General features: G+C 66.9%; 18 protein-coding genes. 6 read left to right on the top strand and 12 right to left on the bottom strand.

From position 1 onward, the window contains the following. Nucleotides 1–31 precede the first annotated feature (31 nt). The 6 genes from K225_RS0101045 to K225_RS0101070 form a co-directional block, all read right to left on the bottom strand. The gene (locus K225_RS0101045; protein WP_026434675.1) at nt 32–661 is read right to left on the bottom strand and encodes a molecular chaperone; all 630 of its coding nucleotides are present in this window, start codon (nt 659–661) and stop codon (nt 32–34) included. Next, complete coding sequence (locus K225_RS0101050; RefSeq protein ID WP_026434676.1) at nt 658–2,727, bottom strand: 4Fe-4S binding protein; 2,070 nt, start codon at nt 2,725–2,727, stop codon at nt 658–660. Before K225_RS0101050 ends, K225_RS0101045 begins: the two co-directional genes overlap by 4 nt. Next, complete coding sequence (locus K225_RS0101055) at nt 2,687–3,442, bottom strand: DUF3306 domain-containing protein (RefSeq protein WP_026434677.1); 756 nt, start codon at nt 3,440–3,442, stop codon at nt 2,687–2,689. The genes K225_RS0101050 and K225_RS0101055 overlap by 41 nt, the downstream gene beginning before the upstream one ends. Further along, nucleotides 3,435–3,995, bottom strand: a complete 561-nt coding sequence (locus K225_RS0101060; RefSeq protein WP_026434678.1) for a DUF3305 domain-containing protein — start codon at nt 3,993–3,995, stop codon at nt 3,435–3,437. Before K225_RS0101060 ends, K225_RS0101055 begins: the two co-directional genes overlap by 8 nt. A gap of 83 nt (nt 3,996–4,078) precedes the next feature. Continuing rightward, on the bottom strand, nt 4,079–6,964 hold the full coding sequence (gene fdhF, locus K225_RS0101065; RefSeq protein ID WP_026434679.1) for a formate dehydrogenase subunit alpha: 2,886 nt from the start codon (nt 6,962–6,964) through the stop codon (nt 4,079–4,081). Next, nucleotides 6,961–8,796 (bottom strand): NAD(P)H-dependent oxidoreductase subunit E, encoded by a 1,836-nt coding sequence (locus K225_RS0101070; protein ID WP_026434680.1) that lies wholly within the window; start codon nt 8,794–8,796, stop codon nt 6,961–6,963. Before K225_RS0101070 ends, fdhF begins: the two co-directional genes overlap by 4 nt. A gap of 195 nt (nt 8,797–8,991) precedes the next feature. On the opposite strand from K225_RS0101070, the gene K225_RS20110 reads away from it, so the two are divergent. Continuing rightward, nucleotides 8,992–10,209: a cyanophycinase gene (locus K225_RS20110; protein ID WP_155885198.1), complete on the top strand. Its 1,218-nt coding sequence runs from the start codon at nt 8,992–8,994 to the stop codon at nt 10,207–10,209. Nucleotides 10,210–10,223: 14 nt separating this feature from the next. On the opposite strand, the gene apbC is transcribed toward K225_RS20110, so the two are convergent. Next, a complete protein-coding gene (gene apbC, locus K225_RS0101080) occupies nt 10,224–11,315 on the bottom strand; it encodes an iron-sulfur cluster carrier protein ApbC (RefSeq protein ID WP_026434681.1) in 1,092 nt (363 codons plus the stop codon). Nucleotides 11,316–11,434: 119 nt separating this feature from the next. On the opposite strand from apbC, the gene K225_RS0101085 reads away from it, so the two are divergent. From K225_RS0101085 to metG, 3 genes are all read left to right on the top strand, one after another. Beyond that, nucleotides 11,435–12,019 (top strand): restriction endonuclease, encoded by a 585-nt coding sequence (locus tag K225_RS0101085; protein WP_238323156.1) that lies wholly within the window; start codon nt 11,435–11,437, stop codon nt 12,017–12,019. A gap of 19 nt (nt 12,020–12,038) precedes the next feature. Beyond that, on the top strand, nt 12,039–13,274 hold the full coding sequence (locus K225_RS0101090) for a patatin-like phospholipase family protein (RefSeq protein WP_026434683.1): 1,236 nt from the start codon (nt 12,039–12,041) through the stop codon (nt 13,272–13,274). 66 nt (nt 13,275–13,340) lie between these two features. Further along, nucleotides 13,341–15,434: a methionine--tRNA ligase gene (gene metG, locus K225_RS0101095; RefSeq protein ID WP_026434684.1), complete on the top strand. Its 2,094-nt coding sequence runs from the start codon at nt 13,341–13,343 to the stop codon at nt 15,432–15,434. A gap of 225 nt (nt 15,435–15,659) precedes the next feature. Here metG and K225_RS0101100 read toward each other — a convergent pair whose 3' ends face one another. The 4 genes from K225_RS0101100 to K225_RS0101115 all read right to left on the bottom strand — a co-directional run bounded on the left by K225_RS0101100 (nt 15,660) and on the right by K225_RS0101115 (nt 20,767). Next, nucleotides 15,660–17,783, bottom strand: coding sequence for an alpha/beta hydrolase domain-containing protein (locus tag K225_RS0101100; protein ID WP_051248557.1), 2,124 nt, complete (start codon nt 17,781–17,783; stop codon nt 15,660–15,662). 183 nt (nt 17,784–17,966) lie between these two features. Beyond that, nucleotides 17,967–18,971 (bottom strand): tripartite tricarboxylate transporter substrate binding protein, encoded by a 1,005-nt coding sequence (locus tag K225_RS0101105; RefSeq protein WP_026434686.1) that lies wholly within the window; start codon nt 18,969–18,971, stop codon nt 17,967–17,969. A 54-nt stretch (nt 18,972–19,025) separates the two neighbouring features. Further along, nucleotides 19,026–19,397, bottom strand: a complete 372-nt coding sequence (locus tag K225_RS0101110) for a hypothetical protein (RefSeq protein ID WP_026434687.1) — start codon at nt 19,395–19,397, stop codon at nt 19,026–19,028. A gap of 11 nt (nt 19,398–19,408) precedes the next feature. Beyond that, a complete protein-coding gene (locus K225_RS0101115; protein ID WP_026434688.1) occupies nt 19,409–20,767 on the bottom strand; it encodes an acyclic terpene utilization AtuA family protein in 1,359 nt (452 codons plus the stop codon). Between the two features lie 127 nt (nt 20,768–20,894). Here K225_RS0101115 and K225_RS0101120 point away from each other — a divergent pair, with 127 nt between their 5' ends. Further along, complete coding sequence (locus K225_RS0101120) at nt 20,895–21,788, top strand: LysR family transcriptional regulator (protein WP_026434689.1); 894 nt, start codon at nt 20,895–20,897, stop codon at nt 21,786–21,788. Between the two features lie 92 nt (nt 21,789–21,880). Further along, nucleotides 21,881–22,234 (top strand): hypothetical protein, encoded by a 354-nt coding sequence (locus K225_RS20115; protein ID WP_051248577.1) that lies wholly within the window; start codon nt 21,881–21,883, stop codon nt 22,232–22,234. Here K225_RS20115 and K225_RS0101130 read toward each other — a convergent pair. Continuing rightward, nucleotides 22,200–22,820 (bottom strand): YitT family protein, encoded by a 621-nt coding sequence (locus tag K225_RS0101130; protein ID WP_026434690.1) that lies wholly within the window; start codon nt 22,818–22,820, stop codon nt 22,200–22,202. The genes K225_RS20115 and K225_RS0101130 overlap by 35 nt on opposite strands. Nucleotides 22,821–22,834: the final 14 nt, after the last annotated feature.

Raw genomic sequence — 22,834 nt, forward strand, 5'->3', positions numbered from 1 at the left:
CCTGCATCAGGGTTTCTGCGGACTCCAAGACTCACTCCAGCATATCGAAGCCCTGGGCCTCCACCGCCACGAAAGCCCGCGTGAACTGGGCCAGTGCGGCATAAAACCGGGCCGCCGGCTGCCCTTGCAGGGCATCGCACAACTGCAGGATCCAGGGCTGCAGATGTGTCGCAAAAAAATCACGTTGCGTCGTCAGGTTGCAGACAGCCATGTCGTCGCCCGCGATCAGGTAGCGCATCACCTCGCACAGGTAGGCCACATGGTCTTCGGTTTCCGGCATCGCTTCCGTGCGCGCCAGGCCCAGCGCCGCAAGGTCGCTGCGCAAGCGCACCAGCGGCTTTTCGTTCAGGAATCCGCTCAGGTAGTGCGAGCCATACAAGAACACCTCGGGCTTGCCCACGCCACCGAACAGGCGATCGAACTCTGCGGCAATGGCCGCATCGCCGTGGGCCCGCGCGGCGCCCACCAGCTGCTGCCAGGGCTCCTGCAGAAAGCCCCCCTCCATGGGGGCTTCGGTGACGGCCACGCGCAGCGCGGCCAGGGTTTCCGGCGTGGGCCTGGCGTAGTACAGCTGCGCCAGCAGCCCATACACCTCGGCGCGCGCGGTTTCTTCGTCCAGCGCCGAGCTGCCAGCCGCGTTCAGGGAAAGGGAATCGCTCACAGGTCGGTCACTTTCGTTTCGCTTTGGGAGGAATACAGGTCGATCACGCGGCAGTCGCTGCACATCTTCAGCCGCTCCAGCGCCTCGCCCTGGAACATGGGGTGTCCCGACAGCTTGCCCAGCATGGCCTCGATGGCCTTGACGGTGCCAAAGGGCTTGCTGCAGCGCACGCAGGCCCAGGGCTTGGCTTCGTTGAGCACGCGCAGCTGCGCGCGCTCCGGCGTGAGCAGCAGGCGTGGCTGCAGGGTGATGGCGTCTTCGGGGCAGGTGGTGGCGCACAGGCCGCACTGCACGCAGTTCTTTTCGATGAAGCGCAGCTGCGGCAGCTGCGGGTTGTCCTGCAGCGCACTGGCGGGGCAGGCGCTCACGCAGCTCAGGCACAGGGTGCAGCGGTCCTTGTTGACCTCGATGGTGCCCAGCAGCGATCCCACGGCGGGCAGCGCAATGGCCTCGGGCCGCTCGGCCGCAGGTATCGGAGCCTGCTCGATGAGGTGGTCCAGCGCCATCTCCAGCGTGCTGCGCTTTTCCTGCGCCACCGCAAAACGCGCAGCCACGGCCGGGGTCTTCTGCCGCGTCTGGCCCAGGGCCTGCAGTGCGGCGTCGAGCTCGGTGGGGTGCGTGGCGCGCAGCAGCTGCACATGCGTGCCGGTGTAGCCCAGGCCGCGCAAGATGCTCTGTGCCACATCCATCTGGGCCTGCAGCCCATCGAGGTACTGCGGCGCCTCTTCGTGGGTGGCCAGCACCACCACCTGCGAGGCGCCGTAGGCCATGGCGCTGAGCCACAGGTCCACGCCGGTGCTGGCCGTATGCCACAACGCCACCGGGATCACGTGGGCGGGGACGCCCTGCGCCAGCTTCAGTTGCGCGGCACGGCCCAGTTCTTCGACCAGCGCCTGGCCACGTTCCTGGCTGTGCAGCAGCAGCACGGCGTCCTTGCCGCCTGCGGCGGTGTAGGTGGACAGCAGCGTCTTGAGCCTGGTGCCCTGCTCCGTGGCACTGGGATAGGCATAGGTCAGCGCACCCGTGGGGCACACGGTGGTGCAGGCGCCGCAGCCCACACACAGGTTGGGGTTCACCTTGATTTGCTGGCGGCCCTTGTCACTGCTGATGGCCTCGGCCGAGCAGATGTCCACGCAGGCGTTGCAGCCCATGGTTTCGTTGCGGCTGTGGGCACAGAGCTTTTGTTTGTAGGCAAAGAACCGGGGCTTCTCGAACTCACCCACCAGTTCGCGCAGTTGCAGCAGGGCCGACAGGTCGCGCCCGTCCCAACGGAAATAGCCCTGCGGCAGCGCATGCTGCAGGAAGGTGGGCGTGGCGGTGGCCGAGCGCAGGTCCAGCACCAGGTCAAAACGCTCGGTCTGCGCAGCCGCGTCGCGCGTGAAGTCGATCGCACCGGCCACCTGGCACACCTTCACGCAGGCGCGGTGCGACTGGCAGGCGGCCAGGTCGATCTGGTAATCCAGGCCGATGGCGTTCTCTGGGCAGGCGGCCACGCAGGCGTTGCAGCGCGTGCACAGGTCGAGGTCGATGGGGTTATCGGCCTTCCATTGCAGCTCGAACGCGCCCAGCCAGCCGGCAAGGCCCGTGATGCGCCCGCCCAGCACCGGAAAGCGCCGTGCCTGTGCGCCACCGGCGTTGCCAGGGCCCTGCGTGAACAGGGTCACATCGAGCACATCCGCTACCAGGGCCGCCGCCTGTTCGGCCTGGTCGAGCGGTCCGATGATGAGCAGGCGGCCCGTGCTCTTGTAAGTGACCGTTGCCACGGGCGGCGGATCGGGCAGCCGGGCCGCCGCCAGCAGCGCTGCGATCTTGGGGCTGGCCTTGGCGGCATCGCGGCTCCAGCCCCCGGTTTCGCGAATGTTCACAAACCGGATGGGGGACACAGCCCCTTCGGTCTGCTGGCCCAGGTCGCCAAACAGGCGCTGCTCCTGGGTGCACGCCACCACCACGTCCTGCCCGGACTGGATGGCCTTTTGGAACGCCCCCGCGTCGCGCCGACACAGGGTGGAGTGAAGGGTCAGGTCTTCATGCAGTGCCTCGCCCAGCGCCTTGGCGTTGAGGGGCATTGTCTGGTTGCAGTCGCAGAGGAGCGTCGTGGTCATTGTGGGTGTGGCTGGCTGGCATGGCCACCGCATCCTGTGCGGAGTCGGAGGCCAGCGCAAGCTCGCTGGAGGGGTCGCTAGGAATAGCGTTGCATACCCCGGACTGTGCCACGTCTGGGGAGGTTTGCCCCTCCGCATCATCCCGAGGCTGAGCGATGGCAGGGGCTATTGCATCGGCTTGCGTGTCTGCGGTGGCGCCGTCCACCAGTGCATCGGGCGATGCCTCGGCGTCGGCCTTCTTCTCATCGGCAAAGAAGCCCATCGCACGGGCGCTGGTCATATCTCGCAACATCCCGGCGGGCAGCGGATCGGGTTGGGTGTAATCGCCAACGTAAATATCGAGGCCATCCATCACATTGAAGTGCGGATCGGCAAACAACTTCTTCATGGCCAGGTTGCGCACTTCGGGCGAGACGGCGCGGCCCACAAAGGGCTTGAAGTCAGAGGCGGGGGTGAGGGCTTCTGCATCCGACAACGTGGGCGGTGGCGGCGCATCAGCCCCCGGAACGACAGACGGATTGGCACCTGGCGTGCTCTCCGCAGTCAGAGGTGCCGCCACGGCCTGGTTTGTCGCCGGCGCGGGTATCTTCGCTGCACGAGCAGGCATCTCCTCGACCGGCCTGCCCGCCAGCACATCCTGCTTGCGGCGCGACCAGCGCCCGAGAAATCCGTCAGCCATGGCCGGCCCCTCCTCCACCGCCGCCACGCTGCTTCTCAGTGGACACGGAGGCCGGATTGCCAAACCGGTCCTGCAGTGGCCGGAAGCTGTCGGGGCGCTTGCGGCGCTTGGGCTCGGGCTGGTAGTGCTCGGCCACGAAGGCACGCAGCGCCTCCACCACCTCGGGGTCGGCCGGCACCTGCTCGACCGTTTCCTGCGCATCCAGCCAGCGGCCCGCGTCGTGGTAGCTCAGACTCACTTCAACCGGGCGGGCCAGCGGGATCTCGCCCGTGCCGGGGTCTTCGTCGCGCCGCCACATCACAAACCAGCAGGGGGCTGGCGAGGTGAGATTCAGGTGGTAGCCCTCGGCATCGTCACGGAACAGCTCCACGCGAAAGCCCGGAAACAGCCAGCGCCGCTCGCGCTCGTCCTGAAGGATCTGGCGCGGCTCGGAGCCAAAGGCGGGCTCGTGGATCACCACCTCGGCCAGCGACCACCGCCAGGGCTGCCAGCGGTTGGCTATGTGCTCGCAGCGCATGATCACGGCAACGTCGGTGTAGGGGCGCTCTGTCATGGGCTGCGACTGTACCCCGGAGTCACCCCTTGCCTCCAGTGCGCCCTGCAAAGCCCCACAGCCAGCGCACAGATCGCGCGATGTCAGGCAGGCCCGCCAGTGGCCTGCAAGGCCTCTACCGCCACCGCGCAGTACTTGAACTCGGGGATCTTGCCGAACGGGTCCAGCGCCGCGTTGGTCAGCAGGTTGGCCGCTGCCTCCACGTACGCAAAGGGCATGAACACCGTGCCGCGCGGCGTGCCGTCGTCGCGCCGCACGCGCACCTGCACCCTGCCACGCCGCGAGCGGATGCCCACCAGCGCACCGGGCGCCACGCCCAGCCGTGCCAGTTCGTCGCCATGCAGCGACGCGGTGGCCATGGGCTCGATAGCGTCCAGCACCGTACTGCGCCGCGTCATGCTGCCGGTGTGCCAGTGCTCCAGCTGGCGGCCCGTGATGAGCACCAGGGGGTAGTCGGCATCGGGCTTCTCGGCCGCGGGGATCACGCTGGCAGGCACCAATTGCAGGCGGCCCGTGGGCGTGGGGAATTTCTCGGTGAAGACGATGGGCTGGCCAGGGTCGTCGAGTGCGAGGCAGGGGTAGGTCACGCTGGACTCGCGTTCCAGCCGGTCCCAGGTGATGCCCTCGATGCTCGCGTGCATGGCCTGGCGCATTTCGTCGTAAACGGCGGCCACGCCCGACTCGTCACCTTCATAGTTCCACGCCAACCCCATTCGTGCGGCGATCTGCTGAATGATCCACAGGTCCGGACGTGCGTCCCCCGGCGGGTTGAGTGCGCGGCGGCCCATCTGCACCATGCGGTCGGTGTTGCTGGCAGTGCCGGTCTTCTCGGGCCAGGCGCTGGCGGGCAGCACCACGTCGGCCAGCCAGGCGGTTTCGGTCAGGAAGATGTCCTGCACCACCAGGTGCTGCAGGCTGGCCAGCGCGTGGCGCGCGTGGTTCAGGTCGGGGTCGCTCATGGCGGGGTTCTCGCCCAGGATGTACATGCCGCGCACCTTGTGCGGGTCACTGTCGGGCGCCAGGGCCTTGTGCATGATCTCGACCACCGTGTAGCCGGGTGTCTGGTCCAGCGGGGTACCCCAGAAATCTTCGAACCAGGCATGCGCCCCCGCGTTGTCCACGCGCTGGTAGTTGGGGAACATCATGGGGATGAGGCCCGCGTCGCTCGCGCCCTGCACGTTGTTCTGGCCGCGCAGCGGGTGCAGGCCCGAGCCGGGCTTGCCGATCTGGCCGGTGACGGCGCACAGCGCGATCAGGCAGCGCGCGTTGTCCGTGCCGTGCACATGCTGGCTCACGCCCATACCCCACAGAATCATCGACGCCTTGGCCTGCGCAAACGCACGCGCCACCTCGCGCAGCGTCTCGGCCGGAATGCCGCACACCGGGGCCATGGCCTCGGGGCTGCAGCCCATCACATGGGCCTTGAGCGCCTCGAAATCGGTGGTGCGGTCACGGACAAAAGCCTCATCCACCAGGCCCTCGTCGATCACTGTGTGGATCAGCGCGTTGAGCATGGCCACGTCGGTGTCAGCCTTGAACTGCAGCGTGCGCCAGGCGTGGCGGCCGATGTCGGTCACGCGCGGGTCGGCCAGCACGATCTTGGCGCCGCGCAGGGCGGCGTTCTTCATCCAGGTGGCGGCCACCGGGTGGTTGGCCGTGGGGTTGGAGCCGATCACGAAGATCAGCCCGGCATGCTCCACGTCATTCACCGGGTTGCTCACCGCGCCCGAACCCACGCCTTCGAGCAGCGCGGCCACGCTGGAGGCATGGCACAACCGCGTGCAATGGTCCACGTTGTTGCTGCCAAAGCCGATGCGCACGAGCTTCTGGAACAGGTAGGCCTCTTCGTTGCTGCCCTTGGCCGAGCCGAAGCCTGCCAGCGCCTTGGGGCCGTGCGTGTCGCGCAGGTGTTGGAGCTGGCCCGCCGCCAGGTCCAGTGCCTCGTCCCACGTCGCTTCGCGGAAGGTGTCGCGCCAGTCCGCGCCGTAGGGCCGCACTTCCTTGGGCACACCGGGCTTGCGGATCAGCGGCATGGTCAGGCGATCGGGGTGGTGGGCGTAGTCGAAACCGAAGCGCCCTTTCACGCACAGGCGGCCCTGGTTGGCCGGACCGTCGCGGCCTTCGACGCTGATGATCTTTTCGTCGCGCACGTTGTAGGTGATGAGGCAGCCCACGCCGCAGAACGGGCAGACCGAATCGACCTGGCGGTCCACCTTTTGCGAACCAGTGTGCGTCTTGGGACTGAGCGCGCCCGTGGGGCAGGCCTGCACGCATTCGCCACAGGCCACGCAGGTGCTCTCGGCCATGGGGTCATCGAGGTCGAAGACGATCTTGCTCTGGGCCCCGCGCAGCGCGTAGCCGATCACGTCGTTGACCTGCTCCTCGCGGCAGGCGCGCACGCAGCGGTTGCACTGGATGCAGGCGTCCAGGTTGACGGCCATCGCGGGGTGGCTGAGGTCCGGCGCGGGTTGCTCGCGGCGCAGGGCCTGGAGCGCCGGGCGCACGGTGACGCCCAGGCGATCCGCCCATTCGCTCAACTCACCATGCTGGCCTACCGTCGGGGCGGTTTTTGAATCGGATTGGCCTGTAGCGCTTGAAGAATATGCGCTTCCAGCTATCAATTCAGGAGTACCTATACCTTTGTCGTTCCATTGGTAGCCCACGTCCGGCATGTCAGACAGCAGCATTTCCACCACCATCTGCTGGCTCTTGCGGGCGCGCGGGCTGGCGGCCTGCACCTTCATCCCTGCGGTCGGCACGCGGCAGCAGCTGGGCGCCAGCGTGCGCTCGCCCGCAATCTCCACCACGCAGGCGCGGCAGTTGCCGTCGGGGCGCAGGCCGTCGGTGTAGCACAGGTGCGGAATCTCCACGCCATGGCGCTGCGCAGCTTTCAAAATGGTTTCACCGGGGTGGGCGGTAACGCTGTGACCGTCCAGCTCAAAGTCGATGCCGGGGCTGTTGCCGTTCATGCTTGCACCTCATGAGCAAAGTAGCGCTGTATGCACCGGATGGGGTTGGGCGCCGCCTGCCCGAGGCCGCAGATGGACGCATCGCCCATCACCTGCGCCAGGTCATCCAGCAGTTCCTCATCCCACTGCGGCGCCTGCATCAACTGGGCCGCCTTGGCGGTGCCCACCCGGCAGGGTGTGCACTGCCCGCAGCTCTCGTGTTCAAAAAAGCGCATCACGTTCAGCGCCGCATCGCGCGCGCGGTCGTGCTGGCTGAGCACGATGACGGCGGCCGAGCCGATGAAGCAGCCGTAGGGCTGCAGCGTGTCGAAGTCCAGCGGGATGTGGTTCAGGCTGGCGGGCAGGATGCCGCCCGAGGCGCCGCCGGGCAGGTAAGCGTAGAGCTCGTGGCCGTCCAGCATGCCGCCGGAGTATTCGTCGATGAGTTCCTGCACCGTGATGCCCGCCGGCGCGAGCTTGACGCCCGGGTGCTTCACGCGCCCGCTCACGCTGAAAGACCGCAGCCCTTTGCGCCCGTGGCGGCCAAAGCTGGCAAACCAATCCGGCCCGCGCTCCACGATGTCGCGCACCCAGTACAGCGTCTCAAAGTTGTGTTCCAGCGTGGGCCGGCCGAACAGGCCCACCTGCGCGATGTAGGGTGGTCGCATGCGCGGCTCGCCGCGTTTGCCTTCGATGCTCTCGATCATGGCCGACTCTTCGCCACAGATGTAGGCGCCCGCGCCCCGGCGCAGCTCGATGTGCGGCAACGGACATGGGGGCTGGGTACGCAGGTCATCCAGCGCGGCTTGCAGCAACGCGCGACAGCCGTGGTACTCGTCGCGCAGGTAGATATAGATGGCCTCGGTGCCCACCACCTGGGCGGCGATGAGCACACCCTCCAGAAAGCGGTGCGGGTCACGCTCCAGGTAAGTGCGGTCCTTGAAGGTGCCGGGTTCGCCTTCATCGATGTTCACGGCCATCAGGCGCGGCGCGGGCTGGTCGCGCACGATGCGCCACTTACGTCCCGCTGGAAAACCCGCGCCGCCCAGGCCGCGCAGGCCCGAGTCTTCCATGGCTGCCAGCACGGCCTCGGCGTCCATCTCGCCGTTGACCAGCGCGGCAGCCGTCTGATAGCCGCCATGGGCGCGGTAGGTGGCGAGGTCGGCGTGGGCAGGGCTGATGCCTTCTGGCTGCGCAGGCACGCTGTGCCCGGCCAGCGCTGCAACATCAAAATGGAGAACACCTTGTGCATAGGGATGTATCGCTACCGACCGATCGGGCTTCCAATCGATGGTTTCCAGCACCCCCTCGACCGTGGCGTGTGGCACCGGGCACTGGTGCACCACGGCCACGGGCGCCTGTTCGCAGCGGCCCACGCAGGGCACGGCCTGCACCTGCACATCGCCCTGCCCGGCCGTACGCAGGCGCTCGGGCAGCGCGGCCAGCAGCGCGCGCGCGCCGGCCATGCCGCAGCTCAGACTGTCGCACACGCGCAGCACCAGGCGCGGTGCCTGGGCCTGGTCGCCGCGCACGATCTCGAAGTGGTGGTAGAAGCTGGCCACCTCGTACACCTCGGCCATGGGCAGATGCATCTGCTTGGCCAGCGCTACCAGGTGCCGGTCGTGCAGAACGCCAAAGTGGTCGTTGAGGCGGTGCAGATGTTCGATCAGCAGGTCGCGCCGAAAGCCCTCGGCCGGCGGATCACCCAGCAAAGCGGTCAACTCGGCCATCGCGGCGCCTTCAGGCTGGCGGCCCTTGAGCTGGCTGGCGCGACGAAGGCTGGCGCGCAGGTCGTCGGAGGTGGCGAGCGTTGCGACCGAGGCTACGGCAGGCGGAACAGGTGATGGCTGCATGGGTGTTGTCTCGGTTGAGCAGGCCTCGGCAAAGGGGCCCCATCTTTCAGAATTTCAAAATGGATGGCAGGGTACCGGGACAGGCCACAGATCATAGCCACATGAAACATATAGTCACAACAATGACATCAACTAACAATAAACATGCCCCGGCACCGTAGAGTGGGTTTCTCACACTTTTGACAGGAAGATGCCATGGCTCGATTCCCGTTGCAGAAGGCCGCTTCGCGGCGCAGTGCGTCCTGGTGCAAGCTCGCCCTCACCCTGCTGACCCTGGTGTTCGGCGCAAGCTTCGGCGCCGCGCAGGCCAAGCCAGTCAAAACGGCTTATGAGTACTACGCCGAGGGCAACCCCGATGTGGTGCCCACGGTCAGCCAGTCACAACCCCACCCGTCGTATGTACTGATGGGCGGTGGGCCCGATGTGGACGATGCCTTTCGGTGGATGATCCAGCGCGCCGGGGTGGCGCCGGGCACTGGTGGCCGCCTTGTGGTGATCCGTGCCTCGGGCGATGACGGCTACAACCCTTACATCTACTACAGCGGCCGCAAGTCGGCCATGGACTCCGTGGTCCGGGACGGCTGGGTTGGCGGGGCTTCGCTGGGCCTGAGTTCGGTCGAAACGCTGGTGATTCCCAGCATCGCGGCGGCCAACGACCCTTTTGTCAACACCGTGCTGGCCCGGGCCAATGCAGTGTGGATTGCCGGCGGTGACCAGGCCAACTACATCCGCTACTGGAAAGGCCAGGCGCTGGAGGCGACCTTGAACGGCCTGATGCAAAAGAACGTGCCCATTGGTGGCACCAGTGCGGGACTGGCCGTGCTGGGCGGGTTTGACTTTGCCGCGCTCAATGGCACCGTCACCTCCACGCAAGCGCTGAGCAACCCTTACAACAGCTACGTGACGCTGGACCCCAACCCCTTGAGCACGGTGGGCGGCTTCATCGCACCGCCGGCGCTGGCCAATACCATCACCGATTCGCACCTGGATTCACGCGATCGCATGGGCCGCCTGGTCACCTTTGTCTCCCGGCTGATCGGCACGTACCCCGGTGCGGGCCTGCAAGAATTTGGCTGCCCTGGCGGCGTGCTGGGCAACAACACAGCCCGGGGCATCGGCATTGGCGTGGAAGCCGCCCTGCTGGTGCAGCGCAACCCTGACTCCACCTACAGCGGCAGGCGGGTGACCAATATCTCCACCACTACGGAAAGCGCGGTGTACTTCATCAATGTCACCCAGGGGCCGACCGTGTGCGCTGCGGGCAGGCCCCTGGAAGTGCCCACGTCATCGGTGGTGATTCGCAAGCTTGCCAATTCCGCTGCATCGATCAACCTGACCGACTGGTCGGGCTTTCCCGTCTACCAGTCGGTGGGCGTGGTGAACGGCAGCTTGCTGCCGGCCAATCCCTACTGATGCACCCTGGCGGATCAGGTGTTCTTGCTGACCGAGATGGTGGGGAACTTGCTGGAGAAGTCTTTCGCCTGCCGGGCGATCTTCACCGCCACGTCGCGCGCCACCTGCTTGTAGATCCTGGCCACGTCGCCGTCGGGATCGGCCACCACGGTGGGCTTGCCGCTGTCGGCCTGCAGGCGGATGCTCATGTCGAGTGGCAGCGCGCCCAGATAGTCCATACCGTACTCGGCCGCCATCTTCTTGCCGCCATCGGCGCCAAAGATGTGCTCGACCTGGCCGCAGTTGCTGCACACATGCACGGCCATGTTCTCGACGATGCCCAGGATGGGCACACCCACCTTCTCGAACATCTTGATGCCCTTCTTGGCATCGAGCAGCGCGATGTCCTGCGGCGTGGTCACGATCACGGCGCCCGTCATGGGCACGCGCTGGGAGAGCGTGAGCTGGATGTCGCCGGTGCCGGGGGGCATGTCGATGATGAGGTAGTCGAGGTTTTTCCAGTTGGTCTGCCGCAGCAGCTGCTCCAGCGCCTGCGTGGCCATGGGGCCGCGCCAGATCATGGCCTCATCCTGGTCTACCAGGAAGCCGATGGACATGACCTGCACGCCGTAGTTTTCGAGCGGCTCCATGGTCTTGCCATCGTCGCTTTCGGGGCGGCGGTTGATGCCCAGCATCATGGGCTGGCTGGGGCCGTAGATGTCGGCGTCGAGCACGCCCACGCTGGCGCCCTCGGCGGCCAGGGCCAGGGCCAGGTTGGCGGCCGTGGTGCTCTTGCCCACGCCGCCCTTGCCCGAAGCCACGGCAATGATGTTCTTGACCTGCGGCAGCAGCTGCACACCGCGCTGCACCGCATGGGCCACCACTTTGGTGGTGATGTTGACCGACACGTTTTCAACCCCGGCCACGCCCTTGGCGGCGGCCACCAGGCTGCGGCGCAGCTCGGGCACCAGGCTCTTGGCGGGGTAGCCCAGCTCCACATCAAAGGCCACATCGCCGCCGGTGATCTGCACATTGCGCAGGGCGCGGGTGCTGACGAAATCCTGGGCCGTGTGGGGGTCCAGCACGCTGGAAAGTGCGGCCAAGAGGCCCTGTTCGGTGACTGCCATTCAATAAACTCCAGAAGAGGCCGGTAGTCTATCCAAGCGCTGTTCCCCCGTTGTCTGAAGGACAATGCGCACGCCCTGCCACAGCCGGCACCCCGTGAAACCGAAAGAAAAGGACCTCCGTGAAATTCAAGATGGCCGAGAAATCCCTGTTTGCCATGCTGCTGCGCTCGCCGTGGTGGGTCAGCTTCGTGGTGGTGGGCGTCATCGTCCTGGCGGCAGGTGCGCTGCTGCCCAGGGAGTATTTCGTGGTGGGTGCGCTGGCCGGATTTCCCATCTTCGTGGTGGGCTGCATGGCGGCCTGGAAGCAGCTGCGCGCACCCAACCCCGCGCACCTGACCGGAATGCTCGATGCAGCGGCCCGCATGCCCTGGCGTGACTTTGCCCAGGCGCTCGCGGCCGCCTGGACGCGCGCGGGCTACACCGTGGAGCGCCTGCCGGGCAACGGTGCTGCCGATTTCTGCCTGGCGAAGAACGGCAGCACCACGCTGGCCAGCGCCCGCCGCTGGAAGGCCGCCACCCATGGCGTGGAGCCACTGCGCGAACTGCGCGCCGCCATGGACCAGCGCGGCGCACCCACGGGCCTGTATGTGCTGGCGCAGGGCGGCCTGAGCGACAACGCCCGGCTGTATGCGCGCGACAACGGCATCACCATCGTGCAGGACGCCGCCCTGGCCGCGCTGCTGCTCACCAAGACCAAGGCCTGAGAGGCTGGCCCGCCGCACCATGCCGACCGCCACCCCATCGCCCCGCACAGGCCTGCTCCTCACCGGGGGCGGTGCACGGGCCGCGTACCAGATGGGCGTGCTCGAAGCCATTGCCGACCTGCGCCACGCCTGCGGCGCCAGCCGCCAGCCCAATCCGTTCCCCATCATCACGGGCACCTCGGCGGGGGCCATCAACGCCGCCGCGCTGGCCTGCGGCGCCGATGATTTCGACCGTACCGTGCGCCGCATCGCCCGCGTGTGGCGCCAGTTCCACGCGGGCCAGGTATACGGTGCAGATCCGTTCAGCGTGATGCGCAGCGGTGCCCGCTGGCTCACCCTGGTGTCGCTGGGCTGGGCGCTGGCCCGCTGGCGCCGCCTGCGCCCGCGCTCGCTGCTGGACAATGCGCCGCTCGAAAAACTGCTGGGCAAGATGGTGCCACTCATGCGCCTGCCCCGGCTGATGCACAAAGGTCACCTCACGGCACTGGCGGTCACGGCATCGAGCTACAGCTCGGGCGAGCATGTCACTTTTTTCGAGGTGGCCGACGGTGAACAGCCCTGGGTGCGCTCGCAGCGCAAGGCGGTGCGCGCCCGCATCACGCACGAGCACCTGCTGGCGTCTTCGGCCATTCCCTTCGTCTTTCCGGCCAAGGGCCTCGCCATCGATGGCCACACCGAATACTTTGGCGACGGCTCCATGCGCCAGTCGGCCCCCATCGCCGCGGCGATCCACCTGGGGGCCGAGCGCGTGCTGGTCATCGGCGCAGGCCGCATGCACGAGCCCCGGGGCGACAGCGCCGCCACGCCCTCGCCCGGCTACCCCTCGCTGGCGCAGATTGCCGGGCATGCGCTGTCCAATATCTTTCTGGATGCGCTGTCGGTCGATGTGGAGCGGGTCAAACGCATCAACCAGACGCTGTCGCTCATCTCCGAGGACAAACGCTCCCACAGTGCGCTGCGCCCCATCGAGCTGCTGGTGATCGCCCCCTCGCAGCGGCTCGACGCCATAGCGGCCCGCCATGTGGGCGACCTGCCCGGCCCCGTGCGCGCCATGCTGGGCGCACTGGGCGTGACACCGAACATGGCCGATGTGCGCGGCGCGGCGCTGGCCAGCTACCTGCTGTTCGAACGGGGCTACACCCAGGAACTGATGGCCCTGGGCCGCAAGGACACCCTGGCCCGGCGGGCCGAGGTATGCCACTTCTTTGGCTGGAAGGACACGGGCGCCGAACTGCGCAACCGGCCATACACCTGACGCCGGGTCTGCATCCCCACCGCAGAGCGCCTAAAATTGCGGGTTCCGCCCGAGAAAGCCGCTTCCATGACGTCCTCTGCACGCAAACTCTTCGTCACCACCGCCCTGCCGTATGCCAACGGCAACTTCCACATCGGCCACATCATGGAATACATCCAGGCCGACATCTGGGTGCGCACGCAGCGGCTGCTGGGCAACGCGGTCAATTTCGTCGGTGCCGACGACACCCACGGCGCGCCCATCATGATCGCGGCCGAAAAAGCCGGCAAGACACCGCAGCAGTTCGTGGCCGACATTGCCGCCGGCCGCCAGCAGTACCTGGACGGTTTTCACATCGAATTCGACAACTGGCACAGCACCGACGCGCCCGAAAACCACCAGCTCGCGCAAGATATCTACCGCGACCTCAAGGCCAACGGCCTGATCGAGACGCGCACCATCGAGCAGTTCTTCGACCCCGAGAAGAACATGTTCCTGCCCGACCGCTTCATCAAGGGCGAATGCCCCAAGTGCCACGCCAAGGACCAGTACGGCGACAACTGCGAGGTCTGCGGCGCGGTGTATGCGCCCACTGACCTGATCAACCCCTACTCGGCACTGTCGGGCGCCAAGCCGGTGCTCAAAAGCTCGGAGCATTTCTTCTTCAAGCTGTCCGACCCGCGCTGCGTGGCCTTTCTGGAAGACTGGACGCAAAACGGCCGCCTGCAACCCGAAGTGGCCAACAAGGTGCGCGAATGGTTCACCGTGCGCACCAACCCCGACGGCACGACCAGCGAGGGCCTGGGCGACTGGGACATCTCGCGCGACGCGCCCTATTTCGGCATCGAGATCCCCGACGCGCCAGGCAAGTATTTCTACGTGTGGCTCGACGCCCCCATCGGGTATCTGGCCTCGCTGAAGAACCTGCTCGAAAAACGCGGCCAGGACTACGAGGCCTACATGGCCGACCCGGCGCTGGAGCAGTACCACTTCATCGGCAAGGACATCGTCACCTTCCACACCCTGTTCTGGCCCGCCACGCTGAAGTTCAGCGGCCGCAAGGTGCCCGACTCGGTGTTCGTGCACGGCTTCCTCACGGTGAACAACGGCGAGAAGATGAGCAAGAGCCGCGGTACCGGCCTCGATCCGCTCAAGTACCTGGGCCTGGGCATGAACGCCGAATGGCTGCGCTACTACCTGGCTACCAAGCTCAGCAGCCGCAACGAGGACATCGACTTCAACGCCGACGACTTCATGGCCCGCGTCAACAGCGACCTGATCGGCAAGTACATCAACATCGCCAGCCGGGCGGCCGGCTTCATCGCCAAGCGCTTTGGCGGCCAGCTCGGCGAGGTGTCGGCCGACGGCGATGCGCTGCTGGACCACTTGCGCACCGTGGCGCCCTCCATCATTGAGCTGCTGGCCGAGCGCGAATATGGCAAGGCCCTGCGCGAGACCATGCTGCTGACCGATCGCGTCAACGCCTACGTGGACCAGAACAAGCCCTGGGAGCTGGCCAAGCAGGAGGGCATGGAAGGCCGCCTGCAGGACGTGTGCACCACCTGCATCGAGGCCTTCCGCCTGCTCACCATCCTGCTCAAGCCCGTGCTGCCCGCGCTGGCCGCGCAGGTCGAGGCCTTCCTCAAGGTGCCGCCGTTCTCCTTTGCCGACGCCGCCACCATGCTGGGCAAGGGCCATGGGATCGGCGAGTACAAGCACCTGATGCAGCGCGTGGATGCCAAGCAGCTGGAAGCATTGTTTGATCCTCCAGCACAGGCAACGATTGAAACCGCAGCCCCCGGCGGCGAGGAGCTGGCCCCCACCATCACCATCGACGACTTCACGAAGATCGACCTGCGCATTGCGCTGATCGTGAACTGCGAGGCCGTGGAGGGCTCGACCAAGCTGCTGCGCCTGACGCTGGACGTGGGCGAAGGCACTGACCCGCAGGGCAATCCCGTCACGCGCAATGTCTTCAGCGGCATTGCCAGCGCCTACCAGCCCGCCGACCTGATCGGCAAGCACACCGTGATGGTGGCCAACCTGGCGCCGCGCAAGATGAAGTTTGGCGTGTCGGAAGGCATGGTGCTGGCCGCCAGCCATGGCGACGAAAAAGCCAACCCCGGCATCTACGTGCTCAACCCCTGGCCCGGCGCCATGCCTGGCATGCGCGTGCGCTGACACGGGCACCCCGGAACCGGGCACGGCGATCCCGGACACGCCTCCTTGGGGGCGCGCACGGGCGGCAACATGGCGCCCGCGCCCTTCATGCAGGCTCAACCCCGCACAAACGCAGCGGCTTCTGCCCAGGTTGTGCGGCCGGAACACAAGCCTCAGCGAGGCATGCCCACGGCCTCGTGCCCGCCGCAGGGTGCACACCCCGACGCCACAGCGCGCGCCCGGCCTTCAGGGCAATACGACCTGGGCCTTGGCTCGGGCGATCTGCAAATTCGCATCGCGCTGCAGCAGCAGACGCTGCGCCACCAGCACATTGGCCGCTTCGGTCACGGCCGCCACGTAGCCCTCTTGCGTGCCATACAGCTCCTCCAGCGAGGGCCGCGCATCACCCGCCGCCAGGCGCGCCGCGCGCGTCTTGTGGAAGGGGATGAAGCTGCCCGTGAGGTTGGCCAGGTCGGTGATGCCAGGCGTGGCCACGTAATTGAATTCAATACTGGTACCCAGCGGGGCGCGGGCTTCCACGCTGCGGATGCCTGCGCGGGTCAGGCCGGTGGACGCATCCACCTGCGGCACCAGGATCGCGTAGTCGCGGCCCAGGTTGCGCGGAGGCAGGATCGTGGCGATGCCCGATTCGTCCTGCGGGATGTACTGTGGGCCAAAGTCGAACAGCGGGAAGTTGTTGTACAGGCCCCGGTAGGTGAAGTCCGGGATCGCGGTCTGCGCCCCACCCACCGCCCAGGTCAGGCCCTTCATGGCCGGGAACGCCAGCGCCTCCGGCCGCACCAGCGTGCCGTCGGCCAGCTTGGGCACCTGGCTGTCGGGCGGCAGCGTGCCACGCACCACCCAGTCTTCCAGGTTCAGGAACAGCGCGCGGAACGTGTCATTGAAGTGCACCACCGTGCCCGTGGGGTAGGTGGCGCGCGTGGGCGCGTAGCCGATGCTGGCCGTGCCCCCTGCCCCGCCGTGCTGGGTGCTGGCGTAGTAGTAGATGCGCGCATTCTCGGGCTGGGCCAGATCCCTGGTACCGTTGGCATCGGTCAGCACGGGCGAGCCCTGCAGCTGCCAGAACTCGGTGCCCGACAGGCCCAGGAAGAACTTGGGGCAGGTGTTGGTGGCGGCGCAGCGCTTCATCACGCCACCCTGGCGGCCACTGATGTCGTCCATGTAGTCCTTGTCCAGCCCACGCGGCGCGGTCTGGCCAAAGGCCGTGTGGTCGGTGCGCAGGCCACCACCACCGCCGGGCACGGCAAAGCGGGTGTTGATGTGGGTCTGCCGCGCGGCCACGTGGGCGTACATGCCGTCGAACACCTTGCCCCCATCCAGCGCCTGGTTGAAGCCCAGGTGCAAAAAGGTCTTCATCGCGTTGCCCGACTGCGAAGTGCCCTGCCCCAGCGTGTACTGGATGCGGCCTGCGAGCGGGTTGGGGGTGCCCGCCGAGTCCGCCGCCTTGCTGCGGAAGAAGCTCACCGTGTCGCGTAGTGCAGCCAGGCCCACGCCCATCACTTTCGGGTCCTTGGCGACGTAGACCAGTTCATACAGGTAGGCGGGGTCGAACCCGCCCTTGAGGCACACGCTGGTGGGACTGGCCGTGCCGGGGAAGGCGTTGGTGCCCGTGTCGCAAGTGGCGAACTTCCAGTCGCTCGCGGGCACAGGGATGCGCGCATCCGTCTCGTTGGCGCGGCGGGTGAGCGAGTAGCCGGGCTGCGCGTTGTCCAGGCTGGCGGGTTCGTACGGAATCATGGAGCCATTGAACACGCCGCCGGGCAGCGTCATCGCGGGGCTGGCCGCAGCAGGCACCAGCTCGGCACGGTAGGGACCGGTGATGCTGCTGCCGTCCTTGTTCTTGGCCACGGGCACGCTCACCGTGAGGCGCGCAGGTGTGCTCTTGGGCACGTCGCCCTGCCAGGCCGAGTACAGCATCACGTACCCCCGCTCCAGGTACACCGCATCGCTGGGCGAGGCCGTGGGGTTGAGCAGCGTGAGGATGTTGCCGCGGTTGGGCGCGTCGTAGCGCAGCACGCCGCTGGCCTTGGCCATGTTCTTGGGCTTGAGCATGAGGAAATCGGCCTTGTACTCGACCATGCCATTGGCATTGGTGGGCGCAAGCGCCAGGTCCTGGATGGTGGCGTTCTTGGGATCCTTGGGGTCCACCTCGCCGCTGAGCGTACCCGTCACGCGCTCGTATTCGCCCACATCACCGTAGGTGCCGGGGAAGGCTTCGGTGGCGGTGATCTCCAGCTTGAAGGTCGGGCCCTTGGCTGCGTCACTGTTGCTGCTGCCTCCGCAGGCAGCGAGGGCCGCAGCAGTGGCGGCGGTCAGCGTGATTTTTCCGAATGCATGAAGAGGTCTCATATTGTCTCCTTGGGTGGGTGGTTGTGGCCGCTTTGGCGGCTCTGGGGGAAGGTGGCGGCGTCTTTGGCGCAGCACGCGGGCGAGGCTTCGCCCACACCTGCCGATGAACGGCAGGCGGTGTGAAAAAAGTGGAAGGAAGCTACGGAGCCCGGCGCGCAGTTCAGCGTGCGCCGGGCAAGTGGCTTATTCGGCCTCGATGCCCGCGGCCTTGATCACCTTGCCCCATTTCTGGGTTTCGGCGGCCTGGAACCTGGCCAGTTCATCAGGCGTGGTCGTCCACGCCTCGGAGCCCGCGTTGTCGAAGAAGCTCTTGGCCGCCGCGCTTTTGGTGGCAGCGCCCAGCAGCTCATTGAGGCGCGCCACCACCGGCGCGGGCGTGCCTGCTGGCACGTAGGCCGCAAACCAGTAGCCCATGTCGTAGCCCTTCACGCCCGCCTCGTCGAGCGTGGGCACGTCGGGCAATTGCGCGCTGCGCCTTTGCGTGGAATAACCCAGCGCACGCAGCTTGCCCGCCTTGACCTGCGGCACGCCGGTGGAGGTGTCGGTGATCATCAGGTCGATCTGCCCGCCCAGCAGGTCGGTGATGGCCAGCGGGTTGCTCTTGTAGGGCACATGCAGGATGTCCACGCTGGCCAGCTGCTTGAGCATTTCGCCCGCCATGCGGCTGGACGAACTGCCGCTGCCAAAGCTGAGCTTGCCGGGGTTCTTCCTGGCAAAGGCCAGCAGCTCGCCCACGTTTTTGTACGGCGCGCTGGCATTGACCACCAGCACTTGCCCGCCCTTGCCCAGGCCGGTGACGGGGGCAAAGTCCTTCACCGGGTCGTACGAGAGCTTCTTGTACAGGTGCTCGTTGGCCGCATGCGTGGTGTTGGTGGTGATGAGCACGCTGTAGCCATCGGCCGCCGCCTTGGCCACGGCAGACGCAGCAATCATGCCGCTGGCGCCCGCCTTGTTGTCGATGACCACGGGCTGCTTGGTGTCGTTGGTGATGGACTGGCCCAGCGCGCGGGCCAGCTGGTCGGTGGCGCTGCCTGCGGCAAAGGGAACGACAAAAGTGATGGCCTTCGAAGGGTAGGCGCCAGCAGCCTGGGCGAAAGCAGTGGGGGCATGCAATGTGCCGAGCGCCAGCGCGGCGGCTGTGGCGAGCAGAGCGCGACGGCAGCCCGCGCGGGGAGATGGATGGGTCATGTTGTCTCCTTGTGTTGGTATGGATGGGAAAGGAAGGGGAAAAAACCGGAGGGCTTACACGGTGGGGCCACCGAAGTACGGCGCCAGGTGCGCGGGCACGGTGACGGACAGGTCCAGCAGCAGGTAGCTCAGCGCCTTGCCGTGGCTGTCGAGGTTGAGCGCGTCGTTCACGCCACCGTCGAGCACGTCGTCGAGCACGAGGTTCATGGCCTGCAACCGAGGCAACAGGTAGCGCGTGACCTGGCGCGGGCGGCGCTGCGCAAACTGGCGGGCCACGGCGGCCTCGGTGACCTGATCGACCAGCACCTCCCACAGCGCGGGGTGCCAGGCGATGACGCTGATGTTGGAGCGGTTGCCTTTGTCGCCCGTGCGGCTGTGGGCCAGTCGATACAAAGGAACGGTCATGGTGTGGTCTGTTGTTGTCATGGCCTGAATCCTCAATCCACCATCTCAAAGCGCACGGCAACGGCATCGCGCGGCACCAGGCACGACACCGTGCCCAGGCGTGGGCGCATGGCGGTGCGCACGCCACCGCCACCCGCGGGGCCGCAGGTGTAGAGCGCGGTCACCTCGCGCACCAGGCGCTGGGCGCTGGCGTGGTCGCGGTGCTGCAGGGCCACGCGCAGGCGTACATCGCGGGCATCTTCGCTACCGTTGGCGGGCACATCGAGCCAGCGGCTGTTGTCGTCGCCAAAGACGCTGGTCACGCCAATCAGGTCGATGCGCAGCGGGCCGAGACCGCTCACGCGCTCGCGCAGCACCTCGCCCGCCAGGCGGGCTCGGGCTTCGGCGCGCGGGCCGGCGTAGGAGATTTCGCCTTCGGCAAACCAGCCCGATTCAAAGCACACATTGACTTTGAGCGTGGCCGGCCGCGCGTGGCCTCGCACGCCTTCCAGTCGCACGGTGTCAGGAGCTGCGGCCGAGACACATGCCTGCGTAATGTCGGCCACCACATCGGGCGTGAGGTACGCCGCCGGGTCGTGCAGCTCGTACAGCAGTTGCTCCTTCACCGTGCGCTCGTCGATGCGGCCACCGGTACCGGGGGGTTTGGTGATGGTGCAGTGGCCGTCGGCATCGATCTCGGCAATGGGGTAACCCAGCTGGGCCAGACCCGGCACGTCCTTGTAGCCGGGGTCGGCAAAGTAGCCGCCCGTGACCTGCGCTCCGCATTCCAGCAGGTGGCCTGCCATGGTGGCGCGGGCAAGGCGGTCCCAGTCGTCCAGCGCCCAGCCGTAATGCGCCAGCGCCGGGCCCAGCACCAGGGACGGGTCGGCCACCCGGCCGCAGACCACGATGTCGGCGCCCGCGCGCAACGCATCGGCAATGGCCTGCGCGCCGATGTAGGCGTTGGCGCTGACGATGGTGTCGGTGGGCATGGCATCGCCCAACGCGCCTTGCAGCAGTTCGCGGTGCTCGGGGCCGCTCAGGTCGTCGCCTTGCAGCACGGCAATGCGCGGGCGGCGCAGGCCCAGCTCGGCCGCCAACGCGTGGATGCGGCGTGCGGCACCATGCGGGTTGGCTGCGCCAAAGTTGCTGACGATGCGCACGCCGTGTGCCAGGCATGGCGCCAGCACGGGGCGCAGCAGATCGACCAGCAGGGGTTCGTAACCCGCGTCAGGGTCAGTGCGACGGGCCAGCTGGGCCAGGGCCAGCGTGCGCTCGGCCAGGGTCTCGAAGATGAGCACCGAGGGCTGGCCGCTGGCAATGAGCGCCTGCACCACGGGCGCAGCAGCGTCGGTGCGGTCGCCCGAAAAGCCGGCGGCGCAGCCAACCAGCAGATGGGTGTTGTTCGCCATGGGTTTGTTGTCTCCTGGGGCCAATGTAGAGAAACTGCGGTATTCTGTGAAATCGATTGTTACGATGAATCCATCTGAATTTCAGATAAATCGATGGACAACCGATGTACCGGCCACGGCACCAACCATGAGCACCCCCCACCTCTCCAGTCGCCAGCTGGACGCCTTCATCACGTTGGCCGCGCAGCGCAGCTTCACACGCGCAGCGGCGCTGTGCCATTTGTCGCAGCCCGCGTTCAGCGCCCTCATCCGCGCACTGGAAGATGACCTGGGCCTGCGCCTGTTCGACCGCAGCACGCGGCATGTGGACCTGACGCCCGAGGGGCAGAACTTTCTGGATTCGGCCCGCCGCATCCGTGCCGAGATCACCAACGCGCTGTCTGCCGTGCGCGATACCGCCACCCTGCAGCGCGGTCGCGTGGCCGTGGCGTTGCTGCCTTCTCTGGCGGCGGGCTGGCTGCCGGGCGTGCTGGCGCAGTACAGCGCTGCGCACCCGGGCATCGAGATCGACATTGCCGATGTGCTGTCCGAGCCCTGCATCGACCGCGTAGCGAGCGGCCATGCCGACTTCGCGCTCGCCGCCATCCGCGCCGACACCCCGGCGCTGCAGGCCGCCCCCTTTTGCAGCGACGACTTCTACCTGGTGTGCCCCAGCGACCACCCGCTGTCCCGCCAGCGCAAAGCCATCACCGCACAGGACTTGGCGGCCTGGCCGTTCGTCCACCTCGCGCGCACCAGCAGCGTGCGCCAGTACCTGGAGGCCGCACTGCACCCGCAGGCCATGCACACGTTGATGGAGGTCGAGCAGCTGGCCACCGTGATGGGCATGGTGCGCGCGGGACTGGGCATCAGCGTGGTGCCTGCGCTCACACTGTTTCATTTCGAGCAGCCGGGCCTGGTCACGCGGCCGCTGTCGTTGCCAGGCCTCACGCGGCAGATCTATCTGGTGCGGCGGCGGGACGAAAGCCTGTCGGTAGCGGCGCAAGCGCTGTATGCTCTGGTCATGAAGAAGCGGCCATGAGCACCATCCAGAGCACAGCCATTCCTTCGGCATCTACACGCTCCATTGGCCGGGTGCAAAGCCCGGCATCGCGTGCGCTGAAAGCGGCCCGACTGGTGCGCAGTCTGGCCTGTGCCTTGGTGGGCACCTTGCTGCTGCCGCAGTTGCTGGCCGGCTGCACGGTGGTGGCAGTGACCACCACGGCCGTCGGCGTCACGGCCACCGCCGTGGGCCTGGCAGCAGATGCTGCGGTGGGCACCGCCAAGGTGGTGGGCAAGGGCGTAGGAATGGCCGTCGATGCCATGTCCAGTGACGGGGCAGCGGCAGACAACAGCGGCATCCAGATCAGGGAATCCATCCGCCCGGCGCCCGGCGCGCAATCCGCACTGCCCGCTCTGCCGGACCCACTGCCCCAGTCAAATCCGCCCCCGCTCACTCCCCGGTATAGCGCCCCGGCCGGTGGCTGATCCACAAAAAACCGCTCATTACCAGCACCGCCAGCACCGAATACGCCACCCGCTCCACCGGCACGACGAACAGCGCCAGCAGCACCACGGTGCCGTCGATCATCATCTGCACCTTGCCGGCGCGCATGCCGTAGCGGCTTTGCAGGTACAGCGACACCACCGTGGCCCCACCCAGGCTGGAGCGGTGGCGCGCCAGAAACAGACAGCCCGTGCCCAGCAGCAGCCCGCCCAGCAACGATGCGAACAACGGGTTCAGGTAGTCCACATGCATTACATGCGGGAACAGCTCGGTCAGCAGCGACAGCAGGGCCACGCAGACAAAGGTCTTGATCGTGAATTCGCGCCCCATGCGCGTCCAGGCGAACCAGTAAAACGGCAGGTTCACCACAAAGAACAGTTTGCCAAACGAGATGCCCGTGACGTAGTGCAGCAAGAATGCCACCCCCGCCGTGCCCCCCACCAGCAGACCTGCCTGGTTGAACAGCATGAGCGCCATGGCCACGAACAGCGTGCCGGCAAACAGTGCCTGCACGTCTTCGAACGTGCCGTGGCGCAGGGAGGAAGGCGAAGGGGAGGTGTCAGGCATGGAAGAGTTCACGA

The sequence above is a fragment of the Acidovorax sp. JHL-9 genome, assembly GCF_000426205.1.
GTDB classification, from domain to species: Bacteria; Pseudomonadota; Gammaproteobacteria; order Burkholderiales; family Burkholderiaceae_C; genus Acidovorax; species Acidovorax soli.

Bases quoted from the DNA above. Each gene is read 5' to 3' on its own strand.
- K225_RS0101050 (WP_026434676.1), bottom strand. From the start codon at position 2,727: ATGCCCCTCAACGCCAAGGCGCTGGGCGAGGCACTGCATGAAGACCTG.
- K225_RS0101055 (WP_026434677.1), bottom strand. From the start codon at position 3,442: ATGGCTGACGGATTTCTCGGGCGCTGGTCGCGCCGCAAGCAGGATGTG.
- K225_RS0101060 (WP_026434678.1), bottom strand. From the start codon at position 3,995: ATGACAGAGCGCCCCTACACCGACGTTGCCGTGATCATGCGCTGCGAG.
- fdhF (WP_026434679.1), bottom strand. From the start codon at position 6,964: ATGAACGGCAACAGCCCCGGCATCGACTTTGAGCTGGACGGTCACAGC.
- K225_RS0101070 (WP_026434680.1), bottom strand. From the start codon at position 8,796: ATGCAGCCATCACCTGTTCCGCCTGCCGTAGCCTCGGTCGCAACGCTC.
- K225_RS20110 (WP_155885198.1), top strand. From the start codon at position 8,992: ATGGCTCGATTCCCGTTGCAGAAGGCCGCTTCGCGGCGCAGTGCGTCC.
- apbC (WP_026434681.1), bottom strand. From the start codon at position 11,315: ATGGCAGTCACCGAACAGGGCCTCTTGGCCGCACTTTCCAGCGTGCTG.
- K225_RS0101090 (WP_026434683.1), top strand. From the start codon at position 12,039: ATGCCGACCGCCACCCCATCGCCCCGCACAGGCCTGCTCCTCACCGGG.
- metG (WP_026434684.1), top strand. From the start codon at position 13,341: ATGACGTCCTCTGCACGCAAACTCTTCGTCACCACCGCCCTGCCGTAT.
- K225_RS0101100 (WP_051248557.1), bottom strand. From the start codon at position 17,783: ATGAGACCTCTTCATGCATTCGGAAAAATCACGCTGACCGCCGCCACT.
- K225_RS0101105 (WP_026434686.1), bottom strand. From the start codon at position 18,971: ATGACCCATCCATCTCCCCGCGCGGGCTGCCGTCGCGCTCTGCTCGCC.
- K225_RS0101110 (WP_026434687.1), bottom strand. From the start codon at position 19,397: ATGACAACAACAGACCACACCATGACCGTTCCTTTGTATCGACTGGCC.
- K225_RS0101115 (WP_026434688.1), bottom strand. From the start codon at position 20,767: ATGGCGAACAACACCCATCTGCTGGTTGGCTGCGCCGCCGGCTTTTCG.
- K225_RS0101120 (WP_026434689.1), top strand. From the start codon at position 20,895: ATGAGCACCCCCCACCTCTCCAGTCGCCAGCTGGACGCCTTCATCACG.
- K225_RS0101130 (WP_026434690.1), bottom strand. From the start codon at position 22,820: ATGCCTGACACCTCCCCTTCGCCTTCCTCCCTGCGCCACGGCACGTTC.